The organism is Haematobacter sp., from assembly GCF_032102465.1.
GTDB lineage: Bacteria > Pseudomonadota > Alphaproteobacteria > Rhodobacterales > Rhodobacteraceae > Haematobacter.
The window spans coordinates 1-18,451 of sequence record NZ_DAMDHB010000051.1 but is presented as its reverse complement, the minus strand read 5'-3'; the positions used below and the strand labels follow the sequence as shown (position 1 = coordinate 18,451).

General features: G+C 63.5%; 19 protein-coding genes. 16 read left to right on the top strand and 3 right to left on the bottom strand.

All coding sequences use genetic code 11. The features are described from left to right. Nucleotides 1-139 precede the first annotated feature (139 nt). Nucleotides 140-328, top strand: a complete 189-nt coding sequence (locus tag RT513_RS19190) for a transposase (protein ID WP_290688621.1) — start codon at nucleotides 140-142, stop codon at nucleotides 326-328. Nucleotides 329-987: 659 nt separating this feature from the next. Here RT513_RS19190 and repC read toward each other — a convergent pair. From repC to repA, 3 genes are all read right to left on the bottom strand, one after another. Next, nucleotides 988-2,136: a plasmid replication protein RepC gene (gene repC / locus RT513_RS19185; protein WP_290688617.1), complete on the bottom strand. Its 1,149-nt coding sequence runs from the start codon at nucleotides 2,134-2,136 to the stop codon at nucleotides 988-990. 173 nt (nucleotides 2,137-2,309) lie between these two features. Further along, on the bottom strand, nucleotides 2,310-3,281 hold the full coding sequence (gene repB / locus RT513_RS19180) for a plasmid partitioning protein RepB (protein ID WP_290688615.1): 972 nt from the start codon (nucleotides 3,279-3,281) through the stop codon (nucleotides 2,310-2,312). Further along, nucleotides 3,278-4,465 (bottom strand): plasmid partitioning protein RepA, encoded by a 1,188-nt coding sequence (gene repA, locus RT513_RS19175; RefSeq protein WP_290688619.1) that lies wholly within the window; start codon nucleotides 4,463-4,465, stop codon nucleotides 3,278-3,280. The genes repB and repA overlap by 4 nt, the downstream gene beginning before the upstream one ends. 176 nt (nucleotides 4,466-4,641) lie before the next feature. Between repA and RT513_RS19170 the strand changes: the two genes are divergently transcribed. The 15 genes from RT513_RS19170 (at nucleotide 4,642) to RT513_RS19105 (ending at nucleotide 18,186) form a co-directional block, all read left to right on the top strand. Continuing rightward, a complete protein-coding gene (locus tag RT513_RS19170) occupies nucleotides 4,642-4,884 on the top strand; it encodes a helix-turn-helix domain-containing protein (protein WP_290688613.1) in 243 nt (80 codons plus the stop codon). Then, the gene (locus RT513_RS20910; RefSeq protein WP_409518432.1) at nucleotides 4,859-5,344 is read left to right on the top strand and encodes a HipA N-terminal domain-containing protein; all 486 of its coding nucleotides are present in this window, start codon (nucleotides 4,859-4,861) and stop codon (nucleotides 5,342-5,344) included. The genes RT513_RS19170 and RT513_RS20910 overlap by 26 nt, the downstream gene beginning before the upstream one ends. Nucleotides 5,345-5,359: 15 nt before the next feature. After that, on the top strand, nucleotides 5,360-6,223 hold the full coding sequence (locus RT513_RS19165; RefSeq protein WP_290688611.1) for a HipA domain-containing protein: 864 nt from the start codon (nucleotides 5,360-5,362) through the stop codon (nucleotides 6,221-6,223). A 308-nt stretch (nucleotides 6,224-6,531) separates the two neighbouring features. Continuing rightward, complete coding sequence (locus tag RT513_RS19160) at nucleotides 6,532-6,993, top strand: MarR family transcriptional regulator (protein WP_313534305.1); 462 nt, start codon at nucleotides 6,532-6,534, stop codon at nucleotides 6,991-6,993. 3 nt (nucleotides 6,994-6,996) lie between these two features. Continuing rightward, nucleotides 6,997-9,045 carry an FUSC family protein gene (locus tag RT513_RS19155; protein WP_290688607.1) on the top strand — a complete coding sequence of 683 codons (2,049 nt, stop codon included), beginning with the start codon at nucleotides 6,997-6,999 and terminating at the stop codon, nucleotides 9,043-9,045. Then, nucleotides 9,042-9,242 (top strand): DUF1656 domain-containing protein, encoded by a 201-nt coding sequence (locus tag RT513_RS19150; protein ID WP_290688605.1) that lies wholly within the window; start codon nucleotides 9,042-9,044, stop codon nucleotides 9,240-9,242. The genes RT513_RS19155 and RT513_RS19150 overlap by 4 nt, the downstream gene beginning before the upstream one ends. A 4-nt stretch (nucleotides 9,243-9,246) precedes the next feature. Continuing rightward, nucleotides 9,247-10,131 carry an HlyD family secretion protein gene (locus RT513_RS19145; protein ID WP_290688603.1) on the top strand — a complete coding sequence of 295 codons (885 nt, stop codon included), beginning with the start codon at nucleotides 9,247-9,249 and terminating at the stop codon, nucleotides 10,129-10,131. 627 nt (nucleotides 10,132-10,758) lie between these two features. Continuing rightward, the gene (locus RT513_RS19140) at nucleotides 10,759-12,267 is read left to right on the top strand and encodes a PLP-dependent aminotransferase family protein (RefSeq protein WP_290688601.1); all 1,509 of its coding nucleotides are present in this window, start codon (nucleotides 10,759-10,761) and stop codon (nucleotides 12,265-12,267) included. 93 nt (nucleotides 12,268-12,360) lie between these two features. Beyond that, nucleotides 12,361-13,131, top strand: coding sequence for an ABC transporter ATP-binding protein (locus RT513_RS19135; RefSeq protein WP_290688599.1), 771 nt, complete (start codon nucleotides 12,361-12,363; stop codon nucleotides 13,129-13,131). A gap of 14 nt (nucleotides 13,132-13,145) precedes the next feature. Next, on the top strand, nucleotides 13,146-13,937 hold the full coding sequence (locus RT513_RS19130; protein ID WP_290688597.1) for a transporter substrate-binding domain-containing protein: 792 nt from the start codon (nucleotides 13,146-13,148) through the stop codon (nucleotides 13,935-13,937). 3 nt (nucleotides 13,938-13,940) lie between these two features. Continuing rightward, nucleotides 13,941-14,639: an ABC transporter permease gene (locus tag RT513_RS19125; protein ID WP_290688595.1), complete on the top strand. Its 699-nt coding sequence runs from the start codon at nucleotides 13,941-13,943 to the stop codon at nucleotides 14,637-14,639. Next, nucleotides 14,636-15,316, top strand: a complete 681-nt coding sequence (locus RT513_RS19120) for an ABC transporter permease (RefSeq protein ID WP_290688593.1) — start codon at nucleotides 14,636-14,638, stop codon at nucleotides 15,314-15,316. Before RT513_RS19125 ends, RT513_RS19120 begins: the two co-directional genes overlap by 4 nt. 11 nt (nucleotides 15,317-15,327) lie before the next feature. Beyond that, nucleotides 15,328-16,104 carry an inositol monophosphatase family protein gene (locus RT513_RS19115; RefSeq protein WP_290688591.1) on the top strand — a complete coding sequence of 259 codons (777 nt, stop codon included), beginning with the start codon at nucleotides 15,328-15,330 and terminating at the stop codon, nucleotides 16,102-16,104. A 31-nt stretch (nucleotides 16,105-16,135) separates the two neighbouring features. Beyond that, nucleotides 16,136-17,074 carry an ornithine cyclodeaminase family protein gene (locus RT513_RS19110; protein ID WP_290688589.1) on the top strand — a complete coding sequence of 313 codons (939 nt, stop codon included), beginning with the start codon at nucleotides 16,136-16,138 and terminating at the stop codon, nucleotides 17,072-17,074. Continuing rightward, nucleotides 17,071-18,186, top strand: coding sequence for an aminotransferase (locus RT513_RS19105; protein ID WP_290688587.1), 1,116 nt, complete (start codon nucleotides 17,071-17,073; stop codon nucleotides 18,184-18,186). Before RT513_RS19110 ends, RT513_RS19105 begins: the two co-directional genes overlap by 4 nt. The last annotated feature ends 265 nt before the right edge of the window (nucleotides 18,187-18,451 follow it).

Genomic DNA, 18,451 nt, shown 5'->3' with positions numbered 1-18,451 from the left:
CCCGGGATTACACCGTCGAAGGCGCTGAAATTACACCACGTGCGCGGACGCTAACGCGCCGGCCCGCCTTGTGGCCGACAAGGGCTATGATGCGGGCAGCCTGCGTGATCGTCCTGCAGCAACCAAAACCTAGGCTGTCATCTCCTCGACCAGATCGCGCAAAGCCCCCATCCCCCAAGACGCCGAAGCCTACGGCGGCAGAAACCTCATCGAGCGCGCCTTCTGCCGTCTCAAAGACTGGCGTCGGGTCGACACACGCTACGACAAACTCGCAATCAACTTCGCCTCAGCCGTCGCTATTGCTGCCATCGTCATCTGGTGGCCTTGATTGAGGCTTGACCCTAAGTCTACCCTCAGCAAACATGGCGTCGGCTCGACCGGACATTGTTTTTCGCACACCTTGAGGAGGTGTTCCACCTTGATTGGAAGGCGAGTCGATTAAGTGCGATCGACTTCTCACAAGAACTGATTATGGCTGCGGGAAAAAAGATCCCCTTCCAGCAGGTCTAATGGCGGCATCTGCGCTTTCTGACGTGAGCCATACCTCGGCGTTCTGTGGCCACCTCGTCCCGGATGCACATCCGTCTGGGGTTATGAACACCCCATCCATCGGCTGTCGACAGTACGACGTCGACGAGATCGAGACCAGTTCGCAATGGCGGATCGCGAACCACGCGTAATCGCTAGCATGTGTCAGCCATCTCCGATCTTGGTGTGCGGCGGCGTCACTGCGGTGTCCCGCTCATCTTGTCCGGCCACTGCTCTGCCGTCGATTGCCTTAGCCGTATTCTCGATAGCCTGTCTCTACCGTTTGGCGTAAAGCCGGTTCCGCCATCGTCTGCTCACTGTGGATCACCGTGGGCGGGGTCTTGGCCTTGGCGTAGTCATGCACCATTTGTCTGTCTTGTGAATGGGTCGCTTTCTTCTGCGAAAATCCTCTCCCACACTCCTATTGCGGAGCACAGGATCATCTCAGTAACTGGTGGTTCACAGCTGTGAACTTTCTGCCTGCTTGAGCATGATCCGGATAGCGGAGCCTGGTGAAAATTTCCCGGCGGCATGACGAGATAGGAGTGAGCGGAAGTATGCGGCGGGATTACGAATGTTGGAGGCACGTTGAAGAACACATAACAAAGTAACAGATGCCATATGCACACCCATTGACTTGCTTGCATGTTGCCAGAGGCCTGAGGCGATGCCTAACCAACTCCGCATTTCAGAAGCAAATTGGTTTAACTTTTCCCATGAGGTGACCTGATGGGTCGAGAACGATAGAGCACTGGGGCAGGCGAGAAGTACTTGCTCCAATGTTACGTTATCTGGGTCTGATCGCCGCAAAGCAGGGTGAGCCGTCTCAGATTCAGATAGTTCTTTCTCTGAACTATGAATGTGCTGCTCATTATGAGCGTCGCTGATGCTCACTTCTTCTGTTTTGCTGGGCGACTTGACGCTCAGAACATCTATTAGTGATTGCAAGGCTTCCTCGAGCCTGACGATGAGCTGAGTCAATTCCTGCGGTGTCTGCTTACGACGCAACGCGTTACCGCAGTCTTTTGCAGTGACCTCAACATCGGGATCGACGACTATTCCTTGCTCCGATGCAAAGGATATCAGCCCATACAGGTCCCGACGCATGAGGCTAATGCTCTGCTTCAAGGATGCAATTTGCTCCTTAGTGTCGCGTAATTGTTGGGCAGCAGTGCATATTTCGGAATAGCGACGTAGAAGGGGAGACAGGTCAAAACCGAAGGCGGCGCCACCCTTGCGCATATACCGCTTACCGTTGGGGCTGTCCCGGCGCAGGATCATCCCGCTTTCGACAAGATTCGCCAGATGGCGGCGCATGGTGGAGCAAGGCATACCATTGAGTCGCTCGCATATTGACGTATTGGACGGAAATACGACGAGCTTCGTGGGGTCATCCAGAGCGGTTCCGGGGTAGAAGCTTAGCAGCGCCTGCAAGATTGCAAGGTCGCGATCTGTCAGCCCGAACGTCTTCTTGGCCTCCGCAAGCTCACGCAAGACATCCCATTTGCTCATGGAGCTTTGGGGCAGCGGTTGCGTCCGCGCCTTGTGCTGCTCCATTTGCGCAGCACTGACCAGACGCCGAAATGACGTCAGTGGATTGTAGGTCATATCTGTTCACGAAGACAAAGAATTCCCGCGCTGCGAATCACAAGGGACTTGCAGCCGAAGCCTGTGGGGACTACCTTGGATGTGCTAAGATCAAAGGGGTCTCGTGAGGTGTATGCTTTGCGGGACCTTTTTCTTTGGCTCTGTCGTGCCTCCTTGTTGTTTTCGTTCTGCCCTCAGTTCCGCGTTTTCCAGCGGGCGTGAAGCTCTTCCAGCAGACCGGCCGCATTCTCCTGCAGCCAGTCGGCAAAATCCGTGTTTCCGGTACGAACGTCCAATCGGACGCCCCCTCTTGTGCGGGTCGCCCGACCAGCCGGTTCGCCTGAAAGCGTCAGGGGTCCGCTGGTTGAGCGGGCAGAGGGCGTCCTGGTGTCTTTGACCGATTTATGTAAACGTCGGACTACCGCGTCGAACGCCAGTGCCGACGGATTCTCGGTCTCTTCGCCGGCTTCATTGCGAGTGCGTTCCGCCACGGCAATCAGGTCGTCCCGCGATACACCGGTGTTTTCTATTTCTTGAGCAAGTGCTTCCCAGCGCGGGCGTCCGATGCCGGCGGCGGGACCAATCGCCCGGGAAAGTTCCGGGCTGACCATCCGGACAACCGCGAGCGACATGGAAATTGCCGATTTGGTGACATTCAGCACCTCAGCGACTTCAGCTTGAGTGCCGAAGCCGGAGTCCAACAACTCCTGAGCGAAAAGCGCGCGTTCGATGAAGCTGAGATCCCGCCTGCCCGTATTCTCCGATGCCTGGGCGCGAATTGCTGCCGTATCGTCCATCGCGGCAATCATCGCGCGGACTTTCGTCACTCGTTCCGATCCCCGGATCGCTTCCAGACGGCGCCGCCCATATACGAGCAAGTATCGGTCCGGGTTGGACCCATCCCGCCTCACGAGGATCGGGACGGTCTGGCCAACGGTCTCAATCGAGTTCCGCAGATCGGCAACGTCACTGGGATCAAGGCGATCCGCAGTGCGATCATCGACGATCTGCTCTGGATCAAGCTCCCATATGCGATGAGAATCGACGGCATCGCGTGCGGATCGCAACGCCCGGTTTGTCACCATCATGGACGGAGCGGGCGGAGTTTCCCCCGCTTGTGCCAAGCTATCCAAGATCGACATGCGCCTTTTCTTGCCGTCGCTCATGCGCGCCCCCAAGTCCGCTGAATCAGCTTCTCGATCTCGTCGTTGACCGCATTCACGCTTTCGATCGCCCGATCATAGGTCGAGCGGGTGAAGGCAGAACGGTCGACCTCGTAAAGGGTCTGTTTGGTCAGGCCCGCATCGGAAATCGCCGTGGATTTCAACATGGGCGCATTCAGAACCTTGTCGCCATACATGGTTCGAAGGAAGGCCACGATGCGATTTTGCGGCGCATCGGTCGGCTCATAGCGGGTCAGCAGATAACGCATCCAGTCATGCGACATGTCGGCGCCACTTTCCGCGATCACGTCCATCAGGTCGGCCGTCATCCTGAGAAACTGGCTCATCGACATGACATCCAGCATCTCCGGGTGAATGGTCACCAAGACGCCGGTGGCTGCAGAAAGAGCCGACATGGTAAGGAAGCCGAGTTGCGGCGGGCAGTCGATCACCACGACATCGTAGTCGTCCTGCACCTGCGCCAAAGCATCCCGGACGCGAAAGAAAAACAGCCCCGCCTGACCCTGAGCAAGCGCGCGAGGCGTCTCATGCTCAAACTCCATCAGTTCGAGGTTCCCAGGGATCAGATCCAGATTCGGTATGTAAGTTTTTCGAATCACCGCGCTGATGGGGGCGGGGTCGGTGTATCGGATCGCATCATAAAGTGTTCCGCCATCTTGCAGGTCGTATTCCGGCTGAACCCCGTGCAGCGCGGTCATGGAGGCTTGCGGGTCAAGGTCTATGGCAAGAACGCGATACCCCTTGAGCGCCAGCCGTTGCGCGAGATGTGCGGAGGTGGTCGTCTTCCCGGACCCGCCTTTAAAATTCATCACGCCGATGATCTGGAGGTGGTCGCCTTCGCGCCTGCCCGGAAGATAATCGCCCGGCTTTCTTGCTGTCTTTTCAAGAAGCTGTCGCAGCTGGAGAATATCCTGGGCAGAATAGAGGCGGCGATTTCCGCCGGTCATCTCGGGAACCGGACCCTTGCCGTCCAGATGCAATTTCCGCAGGTAGCTGTCGTTGACGTCGAGCAGCGCCGCGGCCTCACCGGAGGTGAATTTCCGCATTTCCTTGTGAGCGTCCGGGGGAAACAGGCTTTCGCGCTGAGCGTGCAACTGATTGGCAAGCCATTCCGAATGCTGTCGAATGACATGATTCAGATCTTCTTGGATGTAATCTCTGCTCATCTGCCTGCCCGCTTGCGGCGTGTTCACGAAATTTGTCGTTTGACCGCGCTTTTCCGTGACTATCTCCCGACTCTCTGCGCCTTGCAAGATATTTTGCTTTCCCCTCACGGAACTCATCGTCATTGCGCCGATTTACACCATGATGTATAAATATAGAAAATACACGATGGTGTAATTTGATACCGATCCGTTCGTTACAGGACCTTGGACAAAGTCTCCGCAATGCGCGGCGTGCGAAGAAGATGACCCAGACGGAACTCGCGGCTCTGGCGGGGATCCAGCCACATCATATCTCGAACATCGAGAACGGTCTGACGAACCCCACGGCCGCCACGCTTTTCACCCTCACGGCGGCGCTGGATCTGGACTGGCAGATCGTCCCGCGCAAGGCCGGTGCGGGAATCGAGGACATCTTCTGATGGGCCGTCGCCGCTCCCGTATGTCGCTTTCCGTCCATATGAACGGCCGCTGAACGGCCGCCGCGTCGGAACGCTGCTCCGGGAGGGGGATGGTGCGACGAGCTTCGCCTATCATCCCGAGTGGCTGGAGTGGGAGCACACCTTTCCCGTATCGCTGTCCCTGCCGCTGGGTGACGGGAGCTTGCGGGGGCCACGGGTTCTCGCAGTCTTCGACAACCTTTTGCCGGACAACGGTGCTCTCCGGCGTTCCTTGGCGGAACGGCTGGGGGCAGGGGGAGACGATCCATTTTCCCTCCTTTCGGTCATCGGAAGGGACTGCGTCGGCGCTCTCCAATTCCTGCCGGAAGATGAAGGACCCGCAACTCTCTTGGGGGTTGAAAGCGAGCCGCTCACAGACCGGCAGATCGGGCACATGCTGCGCAATCTCGGCCGGCACCCACTGGGGCTCGAGCGCGACTAGGCGTTTCGGATTTCCGTGGCGGGGGCGCAGGAAAAGACGGCGCTTCTTTGGGATAACGGCTGGCGCCTGCCATTGGGCACGACGCCGAGCACCCATATTCTGAAGACCCGCACGGGACATCTGCAGAACGGCATCGACATGAGTTCAAGTCTTGAGAACGAATTTCTGTGCCTGAAGCTGGCGGCCGCTTTCGGCTTCCCGGTGAACGAGGCGCGGATCGGACAATTCGACGGGATAGACGCCCTCGTGGTTCAGCGGTTTGATCGCAGCCGGTCGGAAACCCGGTTACTCCGCCTGCCGCAGGAGGATTTCTGCCAGGCGCTCGGCATCGGGTCTGTCGCCAAGTACGAGCAGGATGGCGGGCCGGGAATGGCAGGCTGCCTTTCCCTGCTCGCCGCCTCGATACACAGCGTTGCGGATCGGGAAGCGTTTCTGGCGGCCCAGATCTTTTTCTGGATGATCGGAGCGACCGATGGACATGCCAAGAATTTCTCGATCTTTCTGGGCCCTGGCGGCTTTCGGCTGACACCATTCTACGACATTCTGAGCGCGGAACCTGCGCGGGCCTCAGGACAAATACGACACCAGCAGATGCAACTCGCCATGGCGGTACAGGGGGCGGGGCGGCACTATCGCATCGATCAGATCCACCCCCGTCATTTCGTTACGACAGCCCGCCAGGCGGGCTTGGGCTCTGGCGTGATCGAGGAGGCGCTGCGCCGTCTGGTTTCCACGCCGGACGGAGTTTTCGCGGAGGTGGCCGGGGCTTTGCCAGCTGGTTTTCCCGCGGGGGTGCGCGATCCGATCCTGACGGCGGCCCGTCACCGTCACCAGCTGCTTTGTCGATATTTCGATGGGTATGGCGCGAATTGCACTTGATAAAGCGTTGCCCGATGCGTCGGAGATTCCACAAGGTTGACGGCAAGGCCGGACGCATCGCCTGGCAGGATAGCAAGGCGATGACTGCATGTTCCCCTTATCACGAGTCATCCACATTCGCCCCTCTGCGCGCAGGCTATTCGCTTGCTTCGCCCACGGGGAGGGCCGCGGTGCGTAAGACTTTCAACTTCGGTCCCTCTCGCGAGCTCAGCAGGCGCTTAGCGGCGGAGCAGCCGCTCTCCTTCCCCGCGACTGATCCGTCCAAGGTCAGGCTTGCGTTCAATTAGATGATAATGCATCTAATGCAGATGCATGTTATTGACCCCCGACTCAACACGGACTTCGGACCGAAACTGATCGCCGTCGCTCAGGCCTGGCGGCGCAGCATTGCACAGGCACTGTCGGATCGTGGGCTTTCGGATGCGACCGGCCTGCCGCTGGTCGTGCTGCATCGCAGCCATGCGCCGATGCGGCAGCATGAACTGGCCCACCAACTGGGGTTGGAGGGCACCTCGATCGTCCGCACGCTCGACAGCCTTGAACGCGAGGGGCTGGTGATGCGCCAGGAGGATCCAGCGGACCGGCGCGCCAAGATCGTGGTCCTGACGCCTGCCGGCTGCGCGATGGCACCGCTTGTCGAGGCGGTCTTTCAGGAGCTCCGCCGTGAGCTTCTGGCGGAGGTCTCGCCCGACGATGTCGCGGCGGCCGAACGCTTGCTGGACCAGATGGGGGCGGTCCTTGCGAAAAAACTGGACAAGAGAAAGGCGTAGCGGATGTCGGCCAGACCCCTCTTTTCCGCCGATGACGTGATCTTTTCCGTGAAGACCTTCGCGGCGGCGATGCTGGCCTACTGGATCGCGCTGCGGTTCGATCTGTCGCGGCCGTTCTGGGCCGTGGGCACCGTCTATATCGTCGCCCACCCGCTGTCCGGAGCGATCACCTCCAAGGCGGTCTATCGCTTGTTCGGCACGGTGGTCGGCGGGATCATGACGGTGGCTCTGCTGCCGAGCCTCGTCAACGGGCCATGGTTGTTGATCGGGGCTATCGCGCTCTGGGTCGGGTTCTGCGTCTACATCAGCCTGCTGGACCGGACGCCGCGCAGCTATTTCTTCCTGCTGTCGGGTTATACCGTCCTGCTGGCAGGCCTGCCCATCGTCGATACGCCGCAGCTCGCCTTCGACACGGCGGTGGCCCGCGTTCAGGAGATCGCGATCGCGATCATCTGCGCGGCGCTGGTCAGCCGGTTGATCTTGCCGCGTCATGCCGGGCCCGTGCTGATGGCGCGGGCCGACGCCTGGCTTGCCGATGCGTCGAAACTGGTTCAGGACCTGCTGAACCCGGCTGTGGAGCGCGCCACGCTCCACCGCGAGCTGCATCGGTTGGCGGGCGATTCTGTGGAGATGCGGGCCTTTGCCACCCATGTCGCCTATGACACCGGTCCGCACCGCGATCTGAACCGTCTGATGCACGGGCTGCAGCATCGCATGGCGCTGGTCCTGCCGCTGCTCTCGGCGCTGCGCGACCAGCACGCGGCCTTGGCGGGCAGCCCGCTCGCAGAGCGCCTGCGATTGGAGCAGGCCCGGCTGGCCGAGTGGATGCAGGCGACCCACGTTGGCGCGACGCTGCCGCCCCCTGCGGACGCCCCTGTGGCAGACAGTCCTGCGACGGCTGCGCCTTCCGGCCCGATGGCCGACGAATGGGAGGCTCTGCTCTACGCGAACGCCACCCGGCGGATGGCCGACCTTGTGGCCGTCTGGCGCGACTGTGGCACGCTGCGCGACGATCTTCGCAGCGAGCAGCTTTCCCGCGAAAGCCGGGAGATCCTGTCGGGCATCGACTGGATCCCGCCCCACCGCGACCACGGCATGGCGGCGCTCGCGGCCTTTGCGGCGGTGGCGACGATCATGGTGGGCTCCGTTCTCTGGATCTACAGCGGCTGGCACAACGGGCTGTTCATTCCGCAGATCGGCGGGGTGTTCTGCTGCATTCTGGCCACGATGGACAATCCCGTGCCCGTGATGCGCAAGTTCCTCCCCGTCCTGCTGTGGGCGATGCTGGCCGCGTTCATCTATAGCTTTGCGGTGATGCCGTTCCTTCAGGGCTTTCTGTCGCTGGCCGCGGCGCTTGCCCTTTTCCTGATCCCGGCGGGCATCTTCCTCGCCATTCCGCGCACCTTCATGGTCGGCATGGGGTTGTGCATCAACTTTCCCTTCATGCTGGCGCTGCAATCGCGGCTCAGCCTCGATTTCGTAGCCTTCGTCGATCCGAACATCGCGACAGTGCTGGGTGTCATCACGGCCATCACGGTCTGCGGGCTGGTGCGCGCGGTGGGGGCGGAAACCAGTGCGTTCCGGCTGCTGCGCGCGGGCTGGCGCGAGGTGGCCGCCACGGCGTGGCGCCCGGCCACCCACGGGCTGCGCCTGTCGTCGCGGCTGATCGACGTCATGGGCCAGATGGCCAGCAGGATCGCCGCGTTGCCCGCGGATTCCCCTCTGCTGCTGGGCGATCTTCTGCGTGACCTGCGCGCGGGCGTGAACCTGTCCGAGCTCCGGCAGCAGATGCCCGCGCGGACGCCATCCGACCGTGCCCGTCTGGCCCGTCTGATCGATGAGGTCGCCGGATTCTACCGGCAGCGCGCCTTGGTTCATGAGAGCATCGACCCGGCTGTGCTCGCGCTGCTGGACGAATGCCTCGCCGCCGCCCGGGCCGACCGGGCGCGGGAGGAGGCGCAAGTGCTCGCCGCGCTGCGCCTGTGCCTGTCGCCGGAGACCCGCCCCGCGCCCCCGCCGCTGTCCCTGACCGCAATGGAGCGCGTGGCATGAACGGCCAGATCGATATCTACGGCGTATTCGTGCCTTCGCTGCTCCTGCTGGCGATCGTGGCCTATGTGCTGAACCGGCTGGCAAGCCGCCTGATCGCGCGCGTGGGCATCTACCGCCACGTCTGGCACCGGCCCCTGTTCGATCTGGCGCTTTATATCCTGATTCTGGGCCTTCTGGTCCATCTCGCCAAAGGATGAGACGATGAAACTTCCTCCGGTCCTGTCCGGCCGTGTCCTGCTGACCCTCGCTATGGTGGCCTGCGCCGCCGTGGTGGGCCAGCAGCTCTGGTCCTATTACATGCTGGCGCCGTGGACGCGGGACGGACGCATTCGCGCCGATGTCGTGCGGATCGCGCCCGATGTCTCGGGGCTGGTCAGCGAGGTGCTGGTTCGTGACAATCAGGAGGTCCGCGAGGGCGACGTGCTGCTGCGCGTCGATCCCGAGCGGTTCAGGATCGCGCTGAAGCAGGCCGAGGCGCAAGTAGAGGGCAGCCTCGCGGCCTTGGAATTCTCGCGGAGCGAGCTTGAGCGGAACGACCGGCTGCTCGGCAGCAAGGTGATCAGCCTGAGCCGCCATGATGAGTTGCGGGCCGGTTTCCTGAAGGCACAGGCCGCTTATGACGCGGCGGTCGCAAGCCGCGATCAGGCTGCGCTGAACCTTGAACGGTCGAGCGTGAGGGCGCCTGTCAACGGCAAGATCACGAACTTCTCGCTCCAGCCGGGCAACTATGCGACCTCGGCCATGCCGGTCGCGGTGCTGGTCGATTCAGATTCCTTCTACGCGGCGGGATATTTCGAAGAAACCAAGCTTGCCCGCATTCATCCCGGCGATCGCGCCCGGATCGACATCATGGGCGCGTCCGGCCCGCTCTACGGCCATGTCACCAGCATCGCCGCCGGCATCGAGGATCGCGAGCGCAGCGACGGGGTGGGCAACCTGGCCAATGTCACGCCGACCTTCACATGGGTGAGGCTGGCCCAGCGGGTGCCGGTGCGCATCACGTTCGATACACCGGCTGACGAATTGCAGCTCGTGTCCGGCAGCACCGCAACGATCACGGTCCTTGCCCCCGGGACTGAAGGCTAGGGCCGGCTTTCCCAGCGATTGGTTGTGATTGATACTACTCGGGGCTGCGGTCGGACGTGCTGGGCAGAGGGCCGGGCCACTACCCGTCCGGGGCCGTCGTGGATCACGGGCTGCATTGAAACTTTCCTGTGCCACGAATGCAGCATCACGACCGGGGTCCCCCAAGGTGCTCACCGAAGCTCCAGCCCCGCCCGCGCGTATCTTCGGGCGTTCGCCGCAGGGATCGGCGCTGCTCCGACCGAGCCGCGACAGCTCAGGATCGGGCGGGCGGCTTGCCGAACTCCTCACGATCACCCTTGGAGGGAGGCAACGTGTCTGACTTCGCCGGTCCGAAATCCTCCCTTGGCGCGGTGCCGCCCTGTATTGCACAGTGATCTGATAGCTCGCCCGTTGGCAGCTTGGTTTTGACCCTCGCGGAGTGAGGGCGTGCCGACTCTGACAACGGTGCGGGTAGCGCCCAATAGCGACCATCAGGCTCCATGACTCATCCTTCAACCTTTCCTGTGGAATACCGGCACGTGACCCGAACCATCTCTCCGGCATATATGCGAAGCTCCGGAAGGCGCCACTCAGTCGTTTCGGAAAGGAATCCCGCCAATCCACGATCAACGGAAGGCGCCGCCGACCATGGGTAGCCGGCAGGCCGGAGCCACGTCCCGCCTGCCCAGCCTGATACGGCCGCAGCAGATGCGGCGGGAAAAGGAACTTGGCGCCGCATCGCTCACGGAGGGGCTGGCGGCCGAACTCCGGCGGCTCATGCAGGCCGGGCGGCTCGCGCGGGGGGAGCGCCTGCCGGCGAGCCGCATACTCGCCAAGGATCTGGGCCTTTCGCGGAACACGGTGACGGCCGCTTATGCGCAACTGGTTGCGGAGGGCTATCTCGCAACGCGGACAGGGGCGGGGACATATGTGGAGCATCGGCTGCCGGAGGACAATCTGCCCCAGTCACCGGCCCCGCGAAACTGGGCCGCGGAGGAGCCGACACTGGCCCGGCGCGCCGCCGCCGCGCTCGACCTCAACCCCGCTTGGCAGCGCAGCGGCCAGTTTGCCCTCTCGCCCGGCGTTCCTGCACTGGACCTTTACCCACGGGAGGCTTTCGCCCGTATCGCGCGAAGCTACTGGCGAGGGGCGGCCCGGCGCGATCTGGGGTATGGCAATGAAGATGAGGAGTTGCGGGCGGAACTCGTGCGCTACCTCTCGCAGGCCCGCGGTCTCGACTGTCAGCCTGAGCAGGTGATCGTCGTCGGGTCAAGCCTGCAGGCCTTCATGCTCATCGCGCATGTGCTTTGCGATGTGGGGGACGGCGTGGTGATCGAGGATCCGGGTTACGCCACGGCGGCCGCAATGCTCACGGCAACCGGCTTGCGGCCCTGCCCGGAACCGGTGGATGGACAGGGGCTCGATGTCACACGGTTCTCGCCTGCGGCGATGGAGGCCCGGCTCGCCATAGTCTCCCCCGTCGCGCAGTATCCTTATGGCTGTGACATGACGCCCGCGCGCCGCAATGCCCTCTGCCGGTGGGCGCTGGAGCGCCGCGTCTGGCTGGTGGAGGATGACTTCAACTCCGAACACCGGTGGGAGGGGACACCGCTTCCGCCCCTCGCGGCCGGGCCGGCCGCCGGACAGATCATCCATGTTTCGAGCCTCAACCGGGTGTTGGCGCCGGGCCTGAAGCTCGCCTATCTGGTTGTGCCGGAACGGCTTATTCCGGCGTTCTCGGGCATGAACGACATCCTGTCCCTGGCCGCGCCGGGCGCGCATCAGCGGATCGTGGCGGATTTCATGGCGAGCGGCGGGCTTGCGGCTCATCTGCGGCAGATGCGCAGCATTTACCGGGAGCGGGCGGAGGCGCTGGCCGCCGCTCTCGACCGGCGGCTTCGCACCGTGTTCGAGATACCCGCCGTGCAGGCGGGGCTTCACATGACATTGAGGGCGCGACTGCCGCTCGACGATGCCCGTCTGTCGCTTCTGCTGCGACGGCGCTGGATCGACGCGCCCGCGCTGTCCTCCTACGCGCTGCTGCGGCGCGACCTGCGCGGCCTTGTGCTGGGCTTCGGCAATACACCCCCCCGTTCCATGGAGATGCTGGTGTCGAGAATTGCCGAAAGTCTGGGCGAACTGGAAACCACCTCGTAGAATTGGCTCCATAAGTAGAGCGGGATTGGACCTTTTCACGGTGCACTCACGGATCCATCCTGACCCGACCCAAACCCGTTCGGAGACGATCACATGAGCAGCGAGAGACACGACCAGCCGCTTCTGCTCGCGCACCGGATCCGCAAGTCCTTTGGCGGAACACCCGTGCTGAACGGCGTAGGGCTGAGCGCGCATCGCCATGAGGTCATCACGATGATCGGGGCAAGCGGCTCCGGCAAATCCACCTTTCTGCGCTGCCTGAATCTGCTTGAGATGCCGGACGAGGGCGGGATCTCCTTCGCAGGGCAGGAGGTGTTGGGGGAGGGGATACGTCCCGGCCCCGCGGCGCTCGCCACGCTCCGCGCGCGGATGGGAATGATCTTCCAGTCCTTCAACCTCTGGACGCATATGACGGCGGTCGAGAATGTCATGACCGGGCCGGTGCATGTACTCGGCCTGTCAAGGAAAGAGGCACGGGAGCGCGCGGAACACTACCTGCGCCGCGTCGGCCTTTCGGATCGCGCCGGCTATTATCCGTCGCAGCTCTCCGGCGGACAGCAACAGCGGGTGGCCATCGCCCGCGCGCTCGCCATGGAGCCGGAGCTTCTGCTGCTCGATGAGCCGACCTCCGCCCTCGATCCCGAACTGGTAGGCGAGGTGCTGGCTGTGATGCGCTCGCTGGCGGTGGAGGGCCGCACGATGGTTCTTGTCACGCACGAGATGGGTTTCGCGCGCGAGATATCCGACAGGGTTTTGTTCCTGCATCAGGGCCGGATCGAAGAGGAAGGTCCGCCCGCCCGGATTTTCGACGCCCCTCAATCCGATCGCTGCCGGGCTTTTCTCGGCAGTGTGTTGAAACACTGACCCACGGAGGTCTCATGATCCGCCTGCCGCTTCTCGCCCTCGCCCTCGGCACGATGGTTTCCGCCGCAGAGGCTGCCTCTCCGCTGCGTATCGGGGTGGACTGCACCTATCCCCCCTTTGGCTATCAGGACAGCGATGGCCAGATCAAAGGGTTCGATGTCGATGTGGCCAAGCTGGTGGCTGACCGCATCGGCCGCGAAGCCCTTGTTCTGTGCCAGGACTGGGACGGGATGATCCCGGCGCTGCTGGCGGGCAAGTTCGACGTGATCTCCGCCTCCATGTCGATCACGGAGGAACGCCAGAAGAGCATCGACTTCTCCCGGCCCTACCGTTCCTCCTCCGCCCGTTTCGCGGGTCAGGAGGCTTTGAAGGCCCATCCGCTGAACGCAGACGGCAGCATCGACCCGGAGGGGCTCGACGGGCTGACGGTGGGCATCCAGCGCGCCTCGACCTATGCGAAATTCATGACGGAGAAGTATCCCTCCGTCTCGGTCGTGGAATACGACAAGGTCAACGACATGATCCTCGATCTTGAGGCGGGGCGCCTCGATCTAGTGTTCGCCGGGCCGATCAAGCTCGACAACGACTTCCTGTCGAAACCCGAGGGAAAGGGCTTTGCCTTCGTGGGGCCGGAGATCAACGATGTCTCCTATTTCGGACCGGGGATCGGCCTTGGTCTGCGCAAGGAGGATGCCGCGCTTACCGAGGCGGTGAACAATGCGCTGACCGCCAGTTTCGCCGACGGCAGCTTTGATGCGATGAGCGGAAAATACTGGGATTTCCGCGTCCGTCCTGACGGGCAGTAACCGGTGGAGGCGCTGACCGGCTGGTGGGATGATCTGGCGTGGGGAGCGTTGACCACGCTCGCCGTGGCGCTGGCCGCGCTCGCGCTCGGGCTTGTCTGGGGGATGGCCGGGGCAGGGGCGCAGCTTTCCCGCCGCGCGCCGCTCCGGGCTGCCGGACGGGGGTTCAGCCTCGTCATGCGGGGCACGCCCGAACTGCTCATCATCCTCATCGTCTATTTTGGCTCCACCACCGCGCTTACGCGCGCCGCGACGGTCTGGATGGGGGAGCGGACCTATCTGGAGATCCCGCCCTTTGCCGCCGGAACGCTGGCGCTCAGCCTCGTGTTTGGCGGCTATGCGGCGGAAATCATCCGCGGCGCTTGGCAGACGGTGCCGAAGGGGCAGGTGGAGGCGGCACAGGCCATCGGCCTGCGCCCGTTCGCCGTCTTCCGGCTCGTGCGCCTGCCGCAGATGGCGCGGTTTGCCCTGCCGGGGCTGGGCAATCACTGGATTTCGCTGGTGAAGGATACCTCGCTCGTTTCCGTCGTCGGACTTCATGACCTGATGGGCTATGCGAAGATGGGTACATCCGTCACCCGCTCTCCCTTCGATTTCTACATGGCGGCGGCGCTGATCTATCTCGCGCTGACGACCGGCTCCAACCTGTTGATCCGGCGTCTGGAGCGGCGTGTGGACAGCGAACGTCCGCGGGGTGCGGCATGAACTGGGCGCTGATGCTTGAAAGCCTGCCCAGCCTCCTCGCAGCCTCCGGGGTGACGCTTCAGCTTCTTGCGCTGGCGCTGGTGTTCGGCGGACTTCTGGCCGTACCGCTGGGACTGGCGGCACGGTCGGACCGGCGCTGGCTGCGCTGGCCGGCGGAAGGCTATATCGCCTTCTTCCGCGGCACCCCGCTGCTTGTGCAGATATTCCTTGTCTATTACGGGCTGGCCCAGTTCCCCGAGGTGCGGCAGAGCGTCCTTTGGCCTTTGCTCCGGCAGGCGTGGTTCTGTGCCGTGGCGACGCTCGCCCTGCATACCGCGGGCTATACGGCGAACATCATCCGCGGCGCGCTGGCCACCGTGCCGCGGGGGCAGGTGGAGGCGGGGGAGGCGATCGGCCTCTCGCGCTGGAAGGTCTATCGGCTCGTCATCCTGCCGCAGGCGCTGCGGGTGGCGCTCCCCGCCTATTCCAACGAAGTGGTCAGCATGATGAAGGCCACCTCCATCGCCTCGACCATCACCATTCTCGAACTGACCGGCCGCGCGAGCCAGATCGTCGCGCGCACCTATGCGCCCTATGAGGTCTTTCTCACTGCGGCGGCCATCTACCTGCTCATCGCCTGGACGCTGACGCGCGGGCTTCGGGCGCTGGAAACGCGGCTCGCGCGCGGGGCCGCATGAAAGGACGATACATGACCCACGATCTCACCGCCCTTCTGGGGTTTGCCGGGCGGCTGGCCGATACGGCCCGCGCCATTCTTGCCCCGGCGGCGGAGGCGGCGCGCAGCTATGTGCTGAAGTCGGACATGAGCCCGGTGACGGAGACGGATGAGAGGATCGAACGGCATCTGCGCGCCATGATCTCCGAGGCCTATCCCGAGCATGGCATTCTGGGCGAGGAGTTCGGGAATGTCGGGCTGGACCGCGAATGGGTCTGGGTCATCGACCCGATAGATGGCACCAAGGCATTCGTCGCCGGGTTCGCGGTCTTCGGCACGCTGATCGGGCTTGCCCATCGCGGCGCGCCCGTTCTCGGCATCATCGACAACCCCGTGACGGGCGAGCGGTGGGAGGGGGCGACCGGCCTTCCTTCTACCCGGAACGGGCGCCCGATCCGGTCGCGCGACTGTGCCGGCCTCGCGGGGGCGTTCATCTCCAATGGCAATCCCGAAGCGCTGGACAGCGACGAGATGGACCGCTTCTCCAATCTGCGCTCCCGCGTGGGCGGCTGCGTCTATGGCGGCAGCGCCATGTCCTACGCCCGGATAGCCGATGGCGGGCTGGACATCGCGCTGGACGCCGGGCTGGATCCGTTCGACTATTGCGCTTTGGTGCCGGTGGTGGAGGGCGCGGGCGGCGTGATCACGGACTGGGAGGGGGCGCCGCTCACCATCTCTTCCGGCCACCGCTGTCTTGCCACGGCCACCCCCGATCTGCACCGCGCCGCCATCGCGGCGCTCGCGGCGTGAGCCGGAGCGGCCTGACCTTAAGGAACTGCCCATGACCCTCGTTCTCGACGCCGCCGCCGTGGTGCGGCTTCTTTCCCGGATCGACACGCTCGCCGAGATGCGCGCCCTCTTTTCCCGGCTGGGGGAGGGGGCCGCTGTCCAGCCCTCGCAGACGCTGACCCTCTTTCCGCAGGGTGGGGGGGATTTCATCACCTACCTCGGCGCGATGCCGGAGACGTTCGGTGCCAAGCTCTCCCCCTATCTGCCGCGGGAAGGCGGACCGCTCATCACCGCCTGGACCCTGCTCATGTCGATGCAGACGGGCGAGCCGCTCCTCCTGTGCGACGCGAGCCGGCTGACGCAGGAGCGGACGGCCGGCACGACGGCTCTGGCCGTTGACCTGCTGGCCCCGGCGGACGCCGCGCGGCTTGCCATCATCGGTTCCGGCGCGGTTGCGCTGGCGCATTGGCGGCATGTCGCCCCGCTGCGGGCCTGGACGGATGTCCGCGTCTTCTCTCCAGGGCTGGGGGGTGACGGACCGCGGGCCGCGCACTGGCGCGACGCGGGTGTCACGCTTGCCGCCAATGCGGCGGAGGCCGTGCACGACGCGGATGTGGTGATGCTCTGTACCTCCTCCGGCACGCCGGTCATCGACCCGGCCCTCTGCGCGCCCGGGGTGCTCGTCACCTCGATCAGCACAAATGCGCCCGATGCGCATGAGGTGCCTCCGGCCTTTCTGACCGAGGCGGAAGTCTATTGCGACTATCGCGCCACCACCCCGGCTACGGCGGGAGAGATGCGTCTTGCCGCCCGCGATCACGGCTGGTCGGCGGATGCCGTCCGGGGCGATCTGGCGGAGCTGATGACCGGTCGGGCACCGCTTCCTTCCGGGACGGGTCGGACCTATTTCCGGTCTGTGGGCCTGGGCCTTGAGGACATCGCCATGGCCGAGGCCCTGTTCCGGGCCGCAACTGAAGGAGAGAAGCAATGAAGATCGAACCCTTCGGCGTCGAGATCTGGATGAACGAATGGGAGACGCAGTGCGAGCTGAACCTCGCGGAGACCTGTGTCGAGAGCCTGACCATCGCGGAACTTCTGGACCTCGCGGGCCGGAACGACGACCTTTCGGCCCTGCTGCCGATGAAGATGACCTATGGCGCCATCGAAGGCTCGGAGCGGCTGCGCAAGGCCATTGCCGCGCTCTATGCCCGGCAGACGCCGGAGAATGTGATCGTTACCCATGGCACGATCGGCGCGAACATGCTGGTCCATCGGGCCCTCGTCGAACGCGGCGACCGGGTGATTTCCATCGTACCTACCTATCAGCAGCACCATTCCATCCCGGAGAGCATCGGCGCGGATGTCCATCTGCTGCAGTTGACGCCGGAAGGGGGATGGCTGCCCGATCTCGTGCGGCTGCGTGAACTTGCGGTGCCCGGCACGAAGCTGATCGCGCTCACCAATCCCAACAACCCGACGGGGGCGCTCATCGACCGCGGGATGCTCGAGGAGATCGCGGAGATCGCGCGCGGAGCGGGGGCCTGGGTGCTCTGCGACGAGGTGTATCGCGGCACGGATCAGGAGGGTTCCGGCATGACCGCCTCCATGGCCGACATCTATGAGAAGGGCATCTCAACGGCGGGCATGTCCAAGGCCTACAGCCTCGCCGGGCTGCGTCTGGGCTGGGTCGCCGCCCCGCGCGAGGTGATCGAGGCGGTGATGATCCAGCGCGACTACGACACGATCAGCGTCGGCATGCTGGACGATCACTTCGCCACCCTGGCGCTGGAAGCGCGGGACAGGGTGCTCGCCCGATCTCAGGCGATCACGCGGGGCAATCTGGCGCTGTTGGCCGAGTGGATCGCGGGGGAGCCGAAGCTTTCCTGGATCCGCCCGCGCTCCGGCACCACTGCCTTCGTGAAGGTTGATCTTCCCATGACATCGCGGGAATTCTGCGTGGCCTTGCTGAAGGAAACGGGCGTGATGTTCACTCCCGGTTCCGCTCTCGGAATGGAGGGATATGTGCGCATCGGCTACGCCAATAACCCGGCAATCCTCAAGGAGGGACTGGCCCGCGTATCAGCGTTCCTCGCCAAGCTCTGAAGACCCTCCCTTATGCTCCGCTCCCATGGGTGGAGTTTCTCACGGACGGGCAGATGGCTTTCCCGCGTTTCGGGGCCGGAGTGGTTGATGGTCCCGTCACCTTCGGGAGCGGGGCGCTGCCTTTCTTCAAAAAGGCAGCCGGGAAAGGCTTTTAACAGGCCATTGGCTCCGCGCGGAAGTGGGATCGTCCGCAATCTGGGTAATTTTATTCGATAAGTGTCTCTTATCGGAAATTATTGGTACGGCGGCGGAAGCGGCGAGTCAT